This window comes from Polaribacter sp. WD7 (genome assembly GCF_003335085.1).
Classification (GTDB): Bacteria; Bacteroidota; Bacteroidia; order Flavobacteriales; family Flavobacteriaceae; genus Polaribacter.
This window is the reverse complement of sequence record NZ_QPEJ01000018.1, coordinates 937,964-958,366: the sequence shown is the minus strand read 5'-3', so window position 1 is coordinate 958,366 and position 20,403 is coordinate 937,964. Positions and strand designations below refer to the sequence as shown.

The window sequence follows — 20,403 nt, the reverse complement described above, 5'->3', positions numbered from 1 at the left end:
TTTTAGTTGATTTTAAGTATCTTATTTTTATTTAAAATTTGAGTTTCTTTTTCAAAACGTTTTATAGGGCCGTTATCACCCAAAAGATACATTTTTCTGTAATTTGTACCTTCTTCTTTTTCTCCTACAATAATTCTAGCATCTGGATGTGGATTATCAATAAGTGAAGATATAACAAATGATGCATTTTTTCTTTGTAAAAAAACAGCTTCTTTTTTAAAAGACTTTCCACTGTTATAACTATCCCATCTGCTTACTTCTCCAACATCGTCATTTGTTTCATTTTCCAAATAAATACTAACTTCTTTCGATGATGTTACTTCCAAATCTCCATTTCCTCTGGGAAGATCAGTATTCTTGCTTTTTAGCCACTCTTGTCCGTCCCACCTATAATGCTGTATGCGTTTGGGTCCGCTTCTTTTTGCACCAATATCTGGTCCAACCAGTACAATAACTTGCGGATTTCCATTAGAATCTACATCGGTTACACCTTGAAAAGTCCAATCATTAACTATTTCTCTTACCAAGGTTTTTTTATCTGCTATTTCTTTAGTTAAAGGCATTTCTAAAGGTTCATTTTTAACATTTTTCCATTTTCTGGTTTTCGTATTAAAAACCATATAATACAAATTATGTCTTTCTGGAATGTGTCCTCTTGCATCTTGACTATTTTTATTATCTCTACAAATATGGTAATCGAAAGCCACAATAATATCATCTCCATTACCTTTGCTTACCCAAGGATACCAAGAATCTTCGGCTTCAATATCAGTTCTCCTTTTATGCTTTAAAAAGGAAACTGGTTCTTCAAATGTTTTACCATTATCAGTTGATTTTTGATATACCCAGTTACTCCTATGAGCTCCATGACGATAAAACAAGTACATATCGCCATTATTCATTTTTACAAACTGACTGTAGGTTCCAAACAATGAAATATTATCTAATGTCTCCCATTCAGAGATATCTAAAGGTTTTTTAGAAACTGCATGTAAATTCTTTCCATAATGATGATTTCCTAATGGATTTTCACCGTCTTCAGGTGTTCCTCCATGACCTCCAAAAGCAATGTGAATATATCCTGCATCATCAATAAGAATTGCAGGCTTACCATGATTGTCTATTTTTTTCTTTCGATTAGGATCTTTCCCCATTTGACTAACACCTGCTTTAAAAGGACCTTTCCATTCTTTTGTAGTATGATTATAGGACGCTACATAAGGATCTTCTAATTCCCCTTGATAACAGACATAAGTAATTCCTTTATGATAGACTCCTGCAGGATGTTGCACCACAGCAACTGCATTTCCAAAACCATTGTCTGCAAAATAATCGACCGTTTTATGTGATTTTGTGGTTTTGGAAGTATCTTTCTGTGTTGATGCACATCCTAAAAAGCAAAAACAAATGCATAGTATTTTAAAAACATGTGAATTGAATATCATAGTTATAGCGTTGTTTTTTTATAAAATTGAAGTTTCACGGGCCCTAATAAACCAGACATTTTTAATTCATCATCTTTTTTCCAATGTTTCCAAGAGGAAAAGGTTTGTCTTTTGGAATCACGAGATTCTGGATGTGACAACCAACTAGGAAGTGCCTTGGTTTTATTACCTTGGCGCTGGTAATCTAAAGGTTCTTTTTCGTCGCCAATTAAGCGGTTTACCCATAAATTGGTAATTTTTATTTTTAAAGTATTGTTGCCTTTTTTCACATAATCATCAATAGTGACTCTAAAAGGTGCTTTCCATAAGGTACTTACCTTTTTATCGTTTATAAACACTTCGGCTACAATAGCTACACTTCCTAAATCCAATTCAAAAGCATTCTCTTTACATAACTGTTTTTTAGATAGGGTGAATTCTTTTTCATAAATGGCAGTACCTGAAAAATGCTGAATTTCTTCTTCAGTTGCTTCCGACCAAGATGATAATTTTTTAAAATGCTTCTTTAGTACTGGACCGTTTTTTAAAGGAAATGTAACGTCCCAATTTTTAGATAGGTCTATTGGTTGTGGAACCTTGACCTTTATTTCTTTAGATTTTCCTGATGCCTTTGTATACGACAAACTTCCAGAAAAAGGTGTTTTCCAAATGGTATTGCCTTTTATTTTATAAATTTCTGATGAAGGTATAGACCTACTTAAATTCAAAAATTCGCCTTCTGGAATTATAGTGGTTCTTGAATTCCCATCGGTTTCAAATGTAATTTTTAGAAAATTAGTAGCATTTTTTAATGCTTTTCCATTTACCAATTCATCTGAAACTTTGATATTCAATTTTCCAGAAGTTACTTGTTTTTCGATGTCTTTAGTGATATCAAAAGCTTCAAAGTTTTTAGGCACACCTTTGGTTTCTGCTTTAAATTTGCCAAATACCGCAGAAATTATTTTGAGGGGTTGATTGCCTGCATCAATTTTAACAAACTCTCGTTCTTCGGCATGAATGTGTTCTACTTTATCTCCAATTTGATATTCCATTCGAAACTCTTTGACATAGCCCATTGCTGGATCACAATCGCAAAAGGCTCTAGACATCTGAAAATTTAATGTTTCACCATTTACCTTTGCAGCTACTTTATCCGTAATATCTACTAAACCTTCTTGTAAAAAATTACCATATTCTGCTTTTATGATTTTTAAGTTAGATAGTGGTGTTGGTGTTGGTTTTTCTAATTTTACTTCAGCTTCAACAATGTAATTTTTATCTACTGAATTTTCTTTAAACACTATAAAAACAGCCTGTTCACTATCTAAAGCAATTGGAATGTTTACAGTACCATCGTTATTACTTTTCCAAACGGCTACTTTTTTCATGTCTCCAGTTTCTGCATTCCAAATTTCAGGTAATTTGTTTGCGACTTTAAAGCGTCCCGTAAATGCTACTTTTTCCTTTTTGGCATTGGCTATAAAATAGATATCAGCCTCCTTTGTTTTTCTGTGAATAAACCCAATGCCTTCCCTATTCGCCTCGGCAATAGAAAAATCTGGAACAATCTTCTTTTCATTTAAAAATTCAGCAATTGAAATAGTTTTTATCAAACCTTTATCCCAAAGTGCATTGGCTGTTGTTTTTACATAAACATCACTTTCTGGGTAATTGCTCAAACTTGGCGAACGCTTTGGTTTATTACCAATAATTTTTGCGCCGTTTTTAACTAGAGCATCTATTATCTTTAGTGTTTTAGGCGTTATCCAATCGCTTTCTGGTAAACTTAATACTTCGTATGCTACTCCATATTTCGTAACAATTTTTCCATTTTTCACAGATAATTCTGCCAATTTATTAGCTCCAATTAAATCATAATCATAACCAGATTTCTTTAGTTCAGGTAATAAAAATGCGGTGTTTGGAGACGAATCTCCAGTAAATATCAAAACATCTGCCACATTAGTACCTTGTTGTAATAAATATTGCGATTTGGCGATATAATCTAAATACGATTTGCTTTGTGTCCACCAAGTATTCAAACGGTTAAAATCGAAACCGTGGTAACTTAAAGCCATACCTGGTCCAACATCCCAAGGTTGATGCACATAGGTGTGAAATATAAAACGGGTAATGCCTTCTGCCCAAGCTTTATCTCCAATAGATTTAATAGTTGCAGGGTGTTTGTCCCAACCCCCAATACCGGTAAAAGATTCTGCTCCAACAATGCTGCTTCCGTTTAAATGAGCTATAGAAGATACAAATTTTGATGAATCAAAAAAGGGGTATCCGCCACTCCAAAACTCACACATCACAATATCTCCTTTGGCGCCAACTTGCATATTATCAAAAGGTCCCCAATAAGGTTCTATAGAAAATTTTAATTTGTTTTTATGGCATAGTTCTGCAAAATGGCCATAGTAATTTTCAGCAATTAAATCGCCTATAGTTCTTCTAAAATCCCATTGAAAACGCTCAGTAATTTCGCCACTTTCTACATAATAGCCAGCTAAAGTTGGTAAATACAGTGTTAAATCATAACCTCGTAATTTTTTAAATTGATGCTCAAAACCAGTAGTCCAATTTTGCGAACCTACCTCATAACTATCAATCAAACAATTATTTACAGTTTCTCCAACTAAATCTCCTAATTTATTTAAAATTGGCTGTACACCTTTGTTCCAATAATCATCTAAAGCAGCTGCAGACATTTTATCGACCTCTAAACCGTGGCCACCATCAACAGCAGGCCTATTTTTAGCTCCATTAGGCGAATGCCCAATTCGTAAAATAACCCATTCTCCTTTTGGAACGTTCCATTCTAAAATACCATTTTCAGAAAATTTAGATGTAATGTTAATGATACTTTCTTTTTTTACAATGGCTGCATTTGGAATTTCTTTGGTATCTGGCAACAAATGATTTCTGATTCTATCTGATAATATTTTATAATCTAATCCATCAATTTTCACAGACGTCTTAGGCTTTGGAAATGCTAATACAGCAATGTCTTTATAATAACTAAATTTGGTTTTTGGCTTAGGAATTTTACTTTTAAATACTTGTTCTCCATCAACAATAAACTCGCTAAAAACTACAGTTTGCATAGCATTTTCTTCGGTAACCCAGGGACCGCCAGAAGAAGACCAACCAGCACTATTATGAAATGCCAAGTCTAAATCTAATCGTTTTGCTTCTGAAGCTGCAAAGTGAAATAAATCTAGCCATTCTTCACTTAAATAAGTAATGCTACCCTTTGGAAAACCCAAGTGCACATTAAACAATTGTGCTTCTTGAATGCCCACTTGTTTCATGGCTTCTAAGTCTTTTGTGATTCCTGATTTAGAAACATTTCCGCTAATCCAATGCCACCAAGTTCTGGCTTTAGCTTGGTTTGGTGGGGTTATAAATCCAGATTCTAAATCTGAACCCACTTCTTGTGCAAAAAGTGTTATAAAACAAAATAAGACCGTGAATAATGTGCTTACTGTTTTCTTCATTTTTATTTTTTTGTAATTAATTTTGATGTTGTAATTGTAATTGGCCCTAACAAACCTGATGGCAATAATTTATCTGTTGCTTTTTGAAATGAATAAGCGCTAAAGGTTTTTCTAGGTCCTTCCGGAAGTGGTTCATTATTTCTAAACCACTCTGGCATTTTCATCATATCACCTCTAAAATTAGAAGGTCCAAAACCCAATTTATTTCTCCTTACGTCGTACCCAGTTTGGTTGGGTAGTTTTTCATCACCAATTAAACGGTTTGTCCATTGGTTGGTTACTTCAACAACCAACTCATTTTCACCTTCTTTTAAGGCTGAAGTTACGTCGAAACTGTATGGTGCTAACCAACTTACGCCAATCTCTTTTCCGTTAAGCATTACTTTTGCAATAACATGAACGTCTCCAAGGTTTAACGTAAACACCCTATCTTCTTGTAAAAATCCTTTTTGAATATTGAACGTTGTTTGATAAATAGCTGTACCTGAATAATGCTTAATACCTTCATCTTTATGGGTTGTCCAATCAAATAACGTATTGGTTTTTATTTGTGCTTTGTGATGATCTTGTTCACGGAAATCGATAGTCAATGCATTGGCAATTGCAACAGGATTAGGAATATCGGTAACGTTTATATTCCATTTTTCAGTATTGTTAATTAAGCTTGAATAGTTTCCGTTTTCGAAAACTTCCATCTTCAATTTTTGACCGTTTTGATTTACTGAAAACAAAGGTTTTTTTGAAGCATTTGTTTCAATAGCAGTAATTTTAGTCGCTTTTTTTGAAGACTTTTGAAACACGACAAACACCGATTCTTGTGGTTTTAAATCAATCGACACATTTGTTCTTCCATCTTTATGAGAATAAGCTGCCAATTCAACAATTTCTCCACTAGTACTTTTCCATAATTCTGGCACTTTTCCATCAATTAAAAAACTACACTCTAAAGTTTCAGATTCCGTTAAATTATGATTGTAGATAAAATAAATATCTTCGTTTTCGGTTCTTCTATGGTAATAGTTAAAATCGGGTTGACCTTTAACAATAAGATCTTTTTGGATGTTATTTGTTTTGAAAATGTTTTCCCATTCAAAAGCAGTATATGTTTTTTTGCTTGACCAAATCGCTTCGATTAATTCGTTAAACGTTTCTTGATTTTCCTGTGATTTTTGATAACCTCCTAAACGTTTCGGCTTTTTCCCGATAATAATTGCGCCTTGTTTACTTAATTCCCAGATACCTTTTACAGTTGCTAAAGTCATTACATCGGTATTAGGCAAAACCAAAGCATTGTACGTAATCCCATTAGGTAATTTCAATTTTCCGTTTTCTACCGTTAATCGTTTTACAATAACTTCAGCATTTACACAATCGTATTTATAAGCTTTAGGCAATTGTGGTTTAACTTGTTTACGATGTATCACATGATTTGGAGCTCTATCTCCAACAAAAAACAACAGATCTACCACTGGATTTCCTTGACGTAACATGTACGAACCTCTTGCCAAATAATTGAACCACTCTGGCCCTGCATTGTCCCACCACGTTTGTGTTCTATCTATATGCGAACCTACAAAACTCATAGACATGCCCGGTTCTACATGGGTATTGGATTGGTGTGCAAAACGATGAAACATATATTCGTTAATACCGTTTGTCCACTCGTAATCGCCTTTTTGTTTGGCTAACGCTGGATGAAAACTCCAGTTTAATTTGGTGCTTGTAAAAGCTTCCGCAGAAATGACATTTTTCCCATAAATATGTCCTGATGATACGGCTGCTCTTTTATGATTGTTTGGTTTCCCTAACCAAAATTCTCCCATAGGAATATCTGCGCTTCTACCTGCGTCTAAACTATTAAAAGGCCCTACAAAACCGTAAGGTTCTATATAAGACAACAATCCATCTTCGTGACATAATTCTGTGAAATAATCGAAATAATTGGTTACCATTAAATCGCTAACCAAACGTTTCATATCCCAAAACACATCTTCTACTGTTGCTACATCTTCTACATATTTACCTGCAAATAATGGTAAAAAGGGCACAAAATCATAGTTGTATTTCTCTTTAAATATGATTTCCATGTCGTCTGTCCAGTTTTGTGGCCCTACTTCATAACTATCAATTTCTACATATTGCAAAGCATTTGGAGCATCAATTTTGGCTTGTTTTACCAATTTACCCACAAAAGCATCATAATGAATCTTTAAGGCTTTTTTACTGAATTTATCAATCTCTAAACCTGTTCCTGCATCAGAAGCAGGCTCGTTTGTTGCTCCAGAAGCTGTAAAACCAAATCGCATAATGGTCCAGTTTCCTTCGGGTAAACTCGTTTTTAAAACACCATTATCGTCCATTTTATCAGTTAGTACGATAATGTCTTTTTTATGAATAAACGTTTCCTTATCGGGATTTCCAGTAGGACGTTTGCGTCTTCTGTAGGAAGTAAATTCTAGTTCGTTTCCTAAGCTATAATTCGCTGAAAGTTTCATTTCATAAATGCCAGTATCTAAGTCTGTAACCAATCTAAAATAGCGTGCAGTAACAGGTTTAAACTGTTCTTTAAAATAACATTCGTCTTTTCCAATACGTTCTTCATTGGGTTTACGAACTAAAGTGAAATGTATACCATCGTCTGATTTTAACAAACTAAATCTTCCTTTTCTTTTATTGATAAAAATAGACAACGAACGTATGGTATGTGGTTTACCATAATCGAACTGAACCCATTCTTTTTGCTTTAAATCTGCATGCGTATTAGTTTGTTTATCGGTTGCTAATTTTGCAATAAACGCCTTATCTGAAGAAGTAATTATAGGCTGTACTTCTGCGTCTATTAATTCCGTTTTTAATGAAGGATACGCAACCACAGCAATATCTTTATAGAAATTGTGTCTTGAAGGTGGTTGTTCAAGTTTGGTATTTATTTGACCTCCTTTTACAATCTGCTCACTATGTACCACAACTTTCATGGCGTTTTCTGGAGTAACCCAAGGGCCACCACTAGACGTCCATCCATCGCAGTTATGCACTCCAAAACTCAATCCTAATTTTTCGCACTCTTTGGCTGCGTGTGTTAAAATATCTCTATGTTCTTGCGAATTGTATTTTACATCGCCTTCTGGCAAACCCATAGAAACATTAAATACCAAAACACCTCCAATACCCGCTTCTTTTATGGCTTTTAAATCTTTAGTAAACCCTTCTTTAGACATGTTATCACTATTTACATGATACCAAGTTCTTGGTTTTGATTCGTCAGGCGGATTTTGAAATCCTTTTGCTAATTCTTTTGTTGTTTTTACTTCCTTTTTAATGTTTTGACATTTTACTGCAAAAGCAAATGTGAACAACATTAGTATATAAAATACAACTGTCTTTTTCATCCTTTTTTTAATTTCTTTTTAATTGCAATTGAACCGTTTTTCCTGCTTGTTCTCCTTGAGGTAAATGAATTATAAAATGAGTTTTACCATTGATGTATTTACTATTTTCAATACTATAGTTCCCTTTAATAGATACGCCAATTTTAGTGAGCTTTTGAGAAGGATCGCTAATTGCAAAATCTAAATAATCTGATTTTTCTTCTAATAATATCACACAAGGTTCATCTACAGAAATTTCTCCTTTAATTGTAGCTGTTCCTTTTTTATAAAATATAATACCAGCTTTTTTTTCATCTGACGAAACAACAGACTGCTGCACTTTGGTATTCACAATTTTAAAAGGATTGCTTTTGTACAAGCTCTTCATTTTTTCTTCAGAAGCATTTGGCACTAAAATGTAACTATAAGAGGCATTTTTAGGTTTTGCGCCATGAGACAACCACAATTTAAAAATATGCTCTGTTAAAAGTATTGGACGGTAACGTTTTGCCACATTATTCCAACTTCCAACTAGTATATTCGTTGCTAAATTGGCTTTCTGGTTTTTAGGAAAAAAATAGCCGATGCTATCGTGTAACACCCAATCTAAATCTGCATTTTTTTGTTTATGTACCGCTTTCTGAATATTACCTGATTTACTGATAACAACATTGCCTTTTAAAAAGGATTGATTAATTGCTGAAGTGATTTCAGCATTTTTATCCGATGAAATATCACTTCCCAAACACACGATAGTGTCATCAAACATAAACCAAGATTTTTTAGCCTTTACCCCATCTCTATCATAATCCATTACTGCAATGCCATTTTTTCCATTAGAAACGCCACCAACAAATTCGCCATTGGTTTTAAAATCTCTAAATTTAATAATAGGCAGTTTTTCTGTATCCTGCAAAATGGTTGTTCCAGGTAGTTTTTTCCAATCCCAAAACGGAAATACATTTTGATAAGCTTTATTATTAACCGCTAATAAAGCAACCCCATCTCCCATATAATAACCTTGGATATTTTCGCTATTTACAGATTCTGTGCCCACCACTCTTTGAGAACTCATTTTAACAGAAAAGTAAAAGTTTTTACGACGGTGTACATGAAAATCTGATTTCCAAAAGTGTTTGTTTCCTGATAACATTTTAGTATCTAAAGCTTTATCATATTCTTCTGAATAGGCTTTATCTAACTGTTTCATCTGCTCTAAACAGACTTTTAATCGTGCCGCTTTCTTTTGCTGTTCATCTTTATAGAGATGTCTTCCTAAGGCGTTAACATCATAAGAATTGTTCCAATGTATCCATTGTTGCCCTTCTAAAACGTAGTTTCTTAAAACAGCTATTTTATGTTTTTCAAATTGAAAAGGGCTATCATTTACAAACGCATAGCATTGTATCATATTTTCTAAATACCACAGGCCATAATTGCCAAATTGCAATTGTGCACCGTGTTCGTGATACGACCAATCGGATTTAATCCCAACATTTTTAGCTACTTTTAATTCTTCTTGAATGGCTTTACTTGCCTTGGCTACAGTTTCTGCATCTCGCAATAACAACGATTTTAAAAGTACGTTGGTGGCCAACCACACTCTATTTTGCCCAGACATTTTTATTTTGGCACGATTGGCGAGCACTATCCCTTTATCGAATTGCGTTTTGGTCAATTCACTTTCCATTAGCAACAGCGTTGGTAATAAAAATTTAGGTACACCAATGTGTTGATCGTGCCAATTGGCACTCAAAAAATCATGCTTTAACCAATAGTCTAAACTTTTGTGTATTTTTTTTGAAAGCGTTTTATCCTTATACAATTTAGAACTTTTAGTATTGTAACTAATAGCTAAAGTTTGCAGATATTTTAAATGATTTTTTACAGGCCACTCACTCTTTATTTTAGTGGTATAATCTATAGTTTTCCAAGAACCATCTTCCTGAAGGATTGACAATAGATGGTCTACTGTTTGCTGTTCTGGTTTGTCTTGCAAGTAATAGTTTAAAACATTTTCATGCAATTGTGTTAGTTCTTCTGGGTACTGTTGCTTTGACTTCTTATTTGATTCATTACAACCTAATATTAGAAGGATAAGAACGCTTATGCTATATGTTTTAAAAAACTTGAGCACCATGACTAATCAATAAACAGCTCATCAATATAAGGTCCGCTCTCTCCAGTTGTTTCTATCCTAATATTATTCGCTCCAGCTTTAAGCCTTAATATAGCAGGCACAAACTTCCATTCTTTTTCCCAACCGCCAGTTGGTTTGAATTCCAAAGTCCTTACAAATTCATCATTCAAATACAATTTCATAGTATGCAATTTCCCTTCATTATTATGCATGTATCTAAAACGCATACTGTAATCACCTTCTTCACCGTCGTTTTCTTGGTAAAATGTTATTGCACCTTCTTTTCCATCAAATCTCACAAAACCGCTACCTTTATAACGGCGCGCTTGGTTACTTACTTTTGTATCGCCTTCAAGAATACCCTCTTCGGCAGAAATATTTATACCTCTTCCAATCCACATGTCTTTAGAATGTTCATCTCCCCAAAACAAGCCTTCATTTTTACCAAAAATTTCTTCCATATGTAAAACCACTTTTCCGTTTTGTTTTACAATAGCTTTTACGGTTGTACCATCTGAAATTTCAAAAGCACCTTTATACTCTAGCCCATTTGTTTCTGGGTTTTCTCCATTTAAAGTGTATAGAATTTCTAAATTTGAAGACTTATTTTCGCCTAAAACTTGAACTGAAGCTGCATTAATACTTATTAGATTTGAAATGTACAGTGCTTTATCTCCTAAAATTGATGCAGTAACAATAGTCGCATTTTTTGCATTTGGTTGTTCTCTTAAAAACAATCTTGTTTTTCCAAAAAACAATGCTCTGTAATCTGATTTTGTTCTACTAGTTTGGTCTATAGGATTTCCATTTTCCATAGAAACCTTGTTTACATCACCTTGAATATTATAATATACCTTATTTTCTCCGTAAGGATACAAACTGTTGTTGCTATCTAAACTTTCTGATGTGATGATGTAACTTGCTTCAAAATTACCTTCTCCTGCTAATTTCTGCAAACTTGTCTTTAATTTTGAAGGCTGTTTGGCTGTAGAAAATGAGGTTCTTTTTACTTCCTTACCATCAATATACGCTACCGCTTCTAGTTTCCCTTCTTGGTAAGGCACCATCCATTCGCATTGCATTTCGTTCCAAACCATTCCTGGTTTATCTTTTCCTAAAGATTTTCCGTTTAAAAATAATTCTACCTCATCGGCATTAGAATATACCCAAACAGGAATAACCGTTCCCTTTTCCATTCTTGGATGCGACCAATGTGGCAACATGTGTATCATAGGTTCAGTTGTCCATTGACTTCTATAAAAATGGAATAAATCTTTTTTAAATCCAGCTACGTCTAAAGCGCCACCCATAAATAAATTAAAAGGTAAACCGCCATGTACCAAACCAGCTTCTCCATAATAATCAAAACCTGTCCATCTAAAATTTCCACTATGCCAAGGATTGTCACGAACAACTTCCCAATATTTTCTTGCAGAAACTCTTACTGTTGTATTATCATAAGACGAATTGAAACTTTGTTTTCTATTACGCCAGTTTTTAGGATTGATGCCTTCGTAAAAGAAAATTTCTTTTTCTGTTAAATTGGGTAATTCGTAAGTTCCTGGTAATTCGTTATCGCGCCACCAAGTTTGCGTTCTGTAGTACCCTCTAGTTTGCCAAGTATGAGGTGCTTCTGTAGAGATGAATGGTTTTTCTAATCCTTTTTGAATTTTATTATCTATAAAAGATTTGGTTTCTGAACCACCGTTTACCCCTTGAATGTCCATATCTTCTGGATTTCCTGCACCTGAAGTAAACAATCGTGTTGGATCTAAATTTCTTCCAAATTCCACCATTTCTGGGGCAACATCACTATGTGTTTCGTTACCTAAACTCCATACAAAAATACTGGCGTGATTTCTATCTCTTGTAATCCATTCTTTTACATCGCGTTTCCACCATTCATCAAAGGCTTGTTTTCCGTAATCTTGTGGTGCTTTTTTATGCCAACCATCAAAAATTTCATCCATAACCAACAACCCAATTTCATCACAGATATCGTAAAACATCGGTGGTGTTGGGTTATGAGAGGGACGAATGGCATTGATTCCCATGTCTTTTAAGGACTGTAATTTCCAACGTAACATTGGTTTTGTCCAAGCACCACCTACTGGTCCGCCTTCCCAATGTTCGCAAACACCTTTTAGTTTTACGTTTTCTCCATTTAGCCAAAAACCTGTTTTGGTTTCCCATTTTACGGTTTTGAATCCGAACCTTGTTTCTATTTCATCAATTACTTTTTTACCATCTAAAATTTGAGTCACTGCTTTGTATAGCGTTGGACTTTCTGGACTCCATAATTGTGGATTCTCTATTTCAAACTGATATGATGGATTTGTATTTTCTAGTTTTTCACAATTATTGGTCAACTCTTTTCCTTCTGGAGAGAATAGTTTTACTTCATATTTCAACTTTTTAATTTCTCCATTAATTGCAGCATCAACCACAACCTGTGCTTTATTTTTATTGATGGAAGGTGTTTTTATAAAAATGCTGTTGGGTTGAATGTGGGTTTTGTTTACCTCAATCAATTTTACAGGTGCGTATATTCCACACGGATGATACCACCTTGCAGAAGGTTCTAAAGCATTATCTACTCTCACTGCAATAGTATTTTTTCCTTCTTTTAAGTATTTTGAAATATCGTATCTAAAACTAATATATCCGTAAGGTCTTTTTGCAATGTAATTTCCATTAATCCAAACTTCGCTATTCATATACACGCCATCAAAATTGATGTAGGTGATTTTTGATAGGCTTTCTTTTTTAATATTGAAGTATTTTCTGTACCAACCAATTCCACCATCGTGATAACCTCCACCTTGACCTTGGTCACCTCCTTTTCTTACCCCTTTTTCAAATGACCAATCGTGTGGAACGTTTAGGTTTTTCCAATTGATATCATCAACATTTTCTTTTGAAAACGATGGATTGTCTTCTAAAATAAAATTCCAGTTGTTATTAAAGTTGGTTTCAATTCTTTGACTGTACATCAAAGAAACTCCTAAAGAAAAAAATAGGGCTACAAAAAATTTTTTCATGTTTGTTAATTGTTCTGGTGCTAATTAACAAACATAATTTTTTAAAATCTATTAATAATCCTGTAGTGTTATGTAGGTTGCACAAACACGTTTTATTATTAATCTTTATTTGTGAATTTTTTAGAAAATTCTGAAGGTGTAGTCCCGTACTTTTTCTTAAAGCATTGACTAAAATATTTAGGTCTTTTAAAACCAACTTTATAACCCACCTCTGAAACACTAAACTTATCTAGTTCTAGTAATTTAGCTGCGTGATTTAAACGTATTTCTTGAATAAACTCATTTGGTGTTGCATTTGCCCAAGCTTTGATTTTGGTAAATAACATAGAACGACTTACCCCTAAATCTTCTGAAAATTGAGCAATATTAAAATCTGGATTAGAAATATTTTCTTTGACTATTTTAAACGCTTTTTCTAATAGTTTTTGGTCTAAAGAAGTTAATGATATATCTAAAGATTTAAAATTGGTTTCTGAACTAAATTTGTTTTTTAAGTGTTGTTTTGAATTTAGTATATTTTTAATTTTAAGGTCAAATTCTTTTAAATTAAAAGGTTTTGTAATGTAATCATCTGCTCCACTTTCTAAGCCTTCAAACTTGTATATTAATGAGGTTCTTGAAGTTAATAAAATTACAGGAATATGACTTGTAGCTAGGGTTGTTTTAATTTTAGAACAAAGTTCTGTACCTACCATTTCTGGCATTACAACATCACTAATTATTAAATCAGGTAAATACTTTATGGCTTTTTTTAATGCTATTTTGCCATTCTCTGCTTGTAAGACGTTATATTTTGGCTTCAAAACTTCTTTAATAAAAGACCTTAGTACCGTATTATCTTCTACTATTAAAATAGTATATTCTTTTTCTTCTATTAACAAATCTTTTACTTCTTCTTTTTTCTCTTGCGTTGGCATATTCATTTGAATAGCGTATTGAGAAACATCATCACTCTTCTTATAATTCTTTAAAATTTCTTTATCTTTTAAATGATTGCGCCCTAACTTAAGCACTACAGAAAATTTAGCTCCTTTAGGTTTTAAATTTTCAACTGTTATTTCTCCATGATGTAATTTTACAATATTTTTAGCTATAGACAGCCCAATACCAGTTCCTTTAACATAATTACCCTCAGTTTCTTTATGAATGGCAACTTCAAAAAAACGATCAAAAATTTTATCTACAAATTCTTCTGCTATTCCAACTCCAGAATCTTCAACAGTTATCACTATTTTTTTCTCTATTTGTTTAATCTTAAGATAAATTTCGCCTCCTTTTTTAGTGTATCTAAAGGCATTTGAAATTAAATTAAAAAAAACACGCTCTAATTTATATCTATCATAATACACCAAAATTTCTTCTTCTGATGTGATAAATTCATATATATAATTACCATCTTTAGCGTGTTCTGAAAAAGATAGAAAAATTTCTTTTAAAAACTTAACGATGTTACCTTCTGCTGCTTCTAGCTGAAACTGATTACTTTCTAATTTTCTAAAATCCATCAATCTATTAATTAATCTTAAAAGATGATTGGTACTACTTTCTATTATTTTTAATTTCTTGTAGATTTCATTTGACCCAGTGTAATTACTTAATATATTTTGAAGAGGCCCTATGATGAGTGTTAGTGGAGTTCTAAATTCATGAGAGATATTGGTAAAAAATTCTAGTTTTGCTTTATTTAAATCTTCATTTTTTTTGTTAGCTATATACTCTAATTCTAACTTATTTTTTAGTCTTGATTTAGATTGTAAAATCCATGCAATACCATAAAACATTCCAAAGACTACTATAAAATAAATTGTGTAAGCCCACCAAGTTTTCCAAGGTGCTGGATGTATAATAATTATAAGCCTTGTTACTCTTTTGCTCCAAATCCCGTCATGATTTGCTCCTTTAACCTGAAATACATAAGTTCCAGCAGTTTGAAGCGTAAAAAAGGCTTCATTTTGCTTGGTGTATGTCCAACTATTATCTAATCCTCTTAACCTATAAGCATATTGATTGTCATTAGAATTGATATAATTTGGTAACGCATAACTAACTGAGAAATTAGAATTGTTATGACGTAGCTCTACTTTTTCTGTATAATTTAAACTTTTAGATAAAATTCTGTCTTCTCCATCTATCGTTACTGCTTCATTTTTTATCTTTAAATTAGACAATACTACTTTGGGTACTTCTTTAGTTTTAGTTATTTTCTCAGAATTGAATGTTGTGACTCCTTGTAAATCTCCAAAATAAAATTGAGTTCCTACTTTTATGGCTGAGTTTTGTCTAAAATCAATATTGGGGATATTGTTTCGTTGGTTGTAAATAGTACTTTTTTTTGTTTGCGAGTTGTATTTTACAATCCCCTTATCTGTGCTCATCCATAAAACTCCTTTTTCTCCTTCTAAAATTGAATTGACAGTAGAAATTTTATTTTTCTTTGAAATAGTAATTTTCTTAAAATCATTACCTATATATTTATACAATCCCCTTGTTGTGGTTCCGGCCCAAATATTATTATTTTTATCTTTATAAACACTACTAACATTAAAGGTTACAAAGGTTTTTTTAAAGTAATTTTTAAATGTTAACTCTTTATCTTTATCAAATTCTAATTTTGTTAAACCTCCAATACCCGCTACCAACAAATTACCTTTTTCATCTATATGTATAGATTTAATTATATTGGTTGCCAATTGAGGCCTAGTATAAACTTTTAAGTTTTTATTTTTCAAGTTATACTTAACAAGACCTTTGCCAAAAGTACCTATATATAGATTTCCTTCAGTATCTTCTTTTATATCAAAAACGATAACATTGTCTATATAATTACTTAGTTCTTGAGAAATTATATCGGTTCTTTTTTTCTTTAATTTTACATCATAAACTATAACTCCTTTATTAGATGTACCTATAAACAATAGATCAGAATTATGTATATACAGAGATTGTATAGGATACTGTATGGTTTTTTCTTGATTTTGTATTCTAAAAATTTCTGTGATTTCACCACTCTTATTTAATAGATTAACAACACCTCCTTCAGTAGCAAAGTATATATTGTTTTTATTATCTGATACAATACTATTTGTAATATTGTTGATAAGGTTCTTATTTTTAAAATGCAAGAAATTCTGATATGACTTATCCCAAGTCATTACTCCCCCGTTTTGGGTTCCTAACCAAATAAGTCCATTTCTATCTTTATAAATTGTTCTTACTTCGTTTTGAATGTTACCAAAACTTCTAATATTACCATCTTGTATTAAAGTGGTTTTTTTATTTAGTGTTACTATATAAAGCCCTGTAGTGGTTGTAATCCATAGATTGCCATCATTATCAACTTCTTGATCTCTTACATCTATATTAGTAGGCACTTCAATTTGTTTAGGCCTACTAAATTTTTCAGTTTCAGCATCAAAAATAAGAAATCCATCATATTTTGTTGCCACACCAATAATCCCTGGTTTTATTTCGAGTAAATCATTTACAATAAAATTATTTTTTGCATCGGTAAAAAGATATCTTTTTGTTTTAAACTTGTTATTTTTATTTTTTTCTACCTTAATGATTCCTTTATTTGTAGCCAACCAAACATTATCCTTTTTATCTAGGCTAATGTCATTTATATAGTTGAAACCAGTCTTAGCATTACCTTGTAAAAACCTAATAAATCTGTTTTTATTTTTTTCAAAGATCGATATCCCATTTGCAGTACCAAACCAAATGTTACCTCCACGCATTTCCGCACTACATATAACCAATCCGTTTGTTAAGGTATGTTTGTCTGAAGTTATTTTGTAATAGCGTTTAAATGTATTGGTTTTAGGGTCAAATCTGTTTAACCCATTAAATGTTCCTGCCCAAACAAACCCCTCTCTATCTACTAAAACACTTATTATCTCACTACTACTAATGCTATTTTTGTTATTCGGGATATTTCTATATACAGTAAATTCTTTTCCGTTAAATTTATTTAAACCATTACTTGTTGCAAACCACATTTGACCAAACTTGTCCTGTTGTATAGATGCAACTGTATTGTTAGACAACCCATTAGATATATTTATATTTCTGAAATTAAAATCACTTATTTGTGCCGATAAAATATTGACACAACAACTTAAGAATACTAAAATTAGTTTTTGTTTTATTAAAAACTTCATTTCCAATTTTAATTTTAAATATTGTTTCGAAGGTAAAAAATAGATTTGAATTTGAATACTATTCTTAAAAAAAAAGGAAGTCTTCTTAATTAAGACTTCCTTTTATTATTGTTTATGCAAAATTATTTTATAACGACTCTCTGTCTATAAAATTGAATGGGGTTTTTTGTTTTTCTTTTTTGTTTTTCAAAACCATTTTTGCTGCCTGGGATCCCATAGAAATGAAATCTGAAGTAATTACAGTGATACCTAGAAGTTGTTTTAATGGTGTATCGTTATAAGAGATTACTCCTACATCTTTTCCTAAAATATAATTATTAGCTCTAACTTTATTAACAATATTTACTAAATCATTTTCTTCTATTGTTATAAACAAGCTTTTACTATCTACTGGGGTTTCATTTGACACCTCCTCAATAATTTCAAATTTAAAATTATTTTGGGTACAATATTTTTTAAATCCCGTTAGTATTTTTCTCGGGTACGGGTAAAAAGTAGACTTAGGATATACTAAAGTTAATTTATTGTATTTAACAATCTTTTCTTTTGCTGCTTCTAAAGCTGATATGATGTCTTTTTCATAATCTTGAGAAACTTCAATAAAATCTCCTTTTATATTATGTTCTTTATTATCTAGTAGTACCAAGTTGTTTTTGGGTAAATCATTAATAATAGCACTTACTTTGTCTGTACTATTTTTATGCAATAAAGTTTTTGATCTGAAATGAGGAACAATTACATAGTAATCATAAGTTGATTTGTACTTTGTTAAAAGTTCTAAAAACAATGATTCATCACAGTGATAACTGTGTAAATCTACTTGATAATTGTCTCCAATTTCTTTTACAAATGAATCGTACACTTTCATTTTAAAGGTACTTAACTTATTTACCAAAAACAAAACATTCTGTTTTGAATTTATCTGATTTTGGGAAACATATGTTCCTTTACCATGAACAGAAACAACAACTTTTCGTTTTTTTAAAACGCTATACGCCCTTTCTACGGTATCTCTTGATAAATAAAACTCTTCACTTAACTTATTAATTGAAGGTATTTTATCTCCTATTTTAACGTTTCCTACTGTAATGTTGTAGATTATAGAATCTATAATCTGCATATACTTAGGCACCATAGAATTGGCATCTAGTTTGATAAACTCTATCATAATAATTTTAGTTAATGTTTAACACAAAACTAGACAGATATACCAATATAAAAGTCTGAAATAAGGTAACTAAAAGTTTTTTAACACTTTTTTATACTATATTGATATTTATACCGAATTATTTATCTTCTTGGTTGGTCATTTTGAAGGAAAGGCTGGTCATTTCTAGAAAATTGAGTTTCTAAAAGTTTTTTCATTCGTTGTTCTACCTCCTGATATTTTTTATTTCCAGAAAGATTTACAAAAGACAATAAGTTATCTTTATGTTCAAACAATTCTGCACCTAAAATAGCGTGCGTTTTAGCATCTCTCCATTCTGTGTAACGCCATTTTCCGTCGGTAGCTGTAACACCCATTATTTTTTTACCTCTTCCGTAAACACTTGTTGCTATAGGATCCCATTTTTGCTTTGGATTATCAATTACAGGAACTAAACTTTTACCATCAGAAGGTATGGCTTCAAAACCACAAATATCTACTAAGGTTGAAAATAAATCTACATTTTCTACCAAAGCATCTGATGTTTTACCTGCTTTTCTTTTTCTATAGTTGGTTTCTCTACTAATAATTAATGGCACTCTTGTGTCTATTTCCATATTAGAATGTTTACACCATGCACCGTATTCTCCAATTTTATACCCGTGGTCGCTCATAAAAACAATCATCGTGTTTTTACGTAAATCTAAATCTTCAAGCGTTTGCATTACCTTACCAATTTGTGCATCTATGTAACTAATTGAAGCATGATATCCGTGAATCAAATTGCGCGTTAAATTATCGTCTAAATCTCCTTCTTTTGGAATACCATGATACCCTTTTAACTCTCCCCATTTAGTTAATGATAGTCTGTAAATGCCTTCAGGTTTTTCTCTAGACGGAATTTTAAATTTACTTTTATCGTATAAATCCCAATATTTTTTTGGTGCGTTAAAAGGCAAATGTGGTTTGCTTAAGCCAACAAACATTAAAAATTTATCATCTTTTAATTTTTCTAAAGTTTCAATAGCATATTTAGCTGCTCGTCCATCCTTATAGGCTTCATCACTAACATCTGCAGCATCAAAAGCAGGTCCTTTTGGGTTTTTCCCTTCTTTTTTTAATTGCTCAATTATTGCTATATTTTTTGGATCGTTGTAAGTATTTGCTTCTTTCCCGTAATACACAGACCACTCTTTTTTATCGTCTGAACTATGATGATACACCTTACCAATACTTACTGTTTTGTAACCATTTTTATTAAACAATTGTGGCATAGATACTACATCTTTATGTACTTTTCGAAGTGGTGTAAAAATGCTATAAATCCCCAATGTTTCTGGACGTAAACCCGTTAGAGTGCTCATTCTTGAAGGCGCACAAATAGCTTGTTGTGTATATGCTTTATTAAATAAAACACCATCACTGGCTAATTGATCTATATTTGGTGTTATGGCTGTCTCACTTCCATAGCATCCTAATTCTGCCCTTAAATCATCCACATAAAAAACCAACACATTGGGTTGTGAGCTATCTTTACTTTCTGTCGTCTTTTGAGCTTTACAAGATGTAATCGCTAAAGTTAAAAGTAATACTACTATAATTTTTTTCATTTTAATTATT

The 20,403-nt window shown here is 32.1% G+C and carries 8 protein-coding genes; all 8 read right to left on the bottom strand.

Translation table 11 applies throughout. The annotated features are described in order from the left end of the window. Nucleotides 1-2: 2 nt before the first annotated feature. Nucleotides 3-1,445: a BNR-4 repeat-containing protein gene (locus DUT90_RS13245; protein WP_114427647.1), complete on the bottom strand. Its 1,443-nt coding sequence runs from the start codon at nucleotides 1,443-1,445 to the stop codon at nucleotides 3-5. A gap of 2 nt (nucleotides 1,446-1,447) precedes the next feature. Beyond that, nucleotides 1,448-4,927: a glycosyl hydrolase gene (locus DUT90_RS13240; protein ID WP_114427646.1), complete on the bottom strand. Its 3,480-nt coding sequence runs from the start codon at nucleotides 4,925-4,927 to the stop codon at nucleotides 1,448-1,450. Between the two features lie 2 nt (nucleotides 4,928-4,929). Then, on the bottom strand, nucleotides 4,930-8,316 hold the full coding sequence (locus DUT90_RS13235; RefSeq protein WP_114427645.1) for a glycosyl hydrolase: 3,387 nt from the start codon (nucleotides 8,314-8,316) through the stop codon (nucleotides 4,930-4,932). Nucleotides 8,317-8,323: 7 nt separating this feature from the next. After that, complete coding sequence (locus DUT90_RS13230; RefSeq protein WP_181858209.1) at nucleotides 8,324-10,294, bottom strand: polysaccharide lyase family 8 super-sandwich domain-containing protein; 1,971 nt, start codon at nucleotides 10,292-10,294, stop codon at nucleotides 8,324-8,326. 143 nt (nucleotides 10,295-10,437) lie between these two features. Then, on the bottom strand, nucleotides 10,438-13,476 hold the full coding sequence (locus DUT90_RS13225) for a sugar-binding domain-containing protein (protein ID WP_114427643.1): 3,039 nt from the start codon (nucleotides 13,474-13,476) through the stop codon (nucleotides 10,438-10,440). A 98-nt stretch (nucleotides 13,477-13,574) separates the two neighbouring features. Then, nucleotides 13,575-17,636 carry a hybrid sensor histidine kinase/response regulator transcription factor gene (locus DUT90_RS13220; protein ID WP_114427642.1) on the bottom strand — a complete coding sequence of 1,354 codons (4,062 nt, stop codon included), beginning with the start codon at nucleotides 17,634-17,636 and terminating at the stop codon, nucleotides 13,575-13,577. Between the two features lie 127 nt (nucleotides 17,637-17,763). After that, on the bottom strand, nucleotides 17,764-18,804 hold the full coding sequence (locus DUT90_RS13215) for a GntR family transcriptional regulator (protein WP_114427641.1): 1,041 nt from the start codon (nucleotides 18,802-18,804) through the stop codon (nucleotides 17,764-17,766). A 122-nt stretch (nucleotides 18,805-18,926) separates the two neighbouring features. Then, nucleotides 18,927-20,393, bottom strand: a complete 1,467-nt coding sequence (locus DUT90_RS13210) for a sulfatase (protein ID WP_114427640.1) — start codon at nucleotides 20,391-20,393, stop codon at nucleotides 18,927-18,929. Between the last annotated feature and the right edge of the window lie 10 nt (nucleotides 20,394-20,403).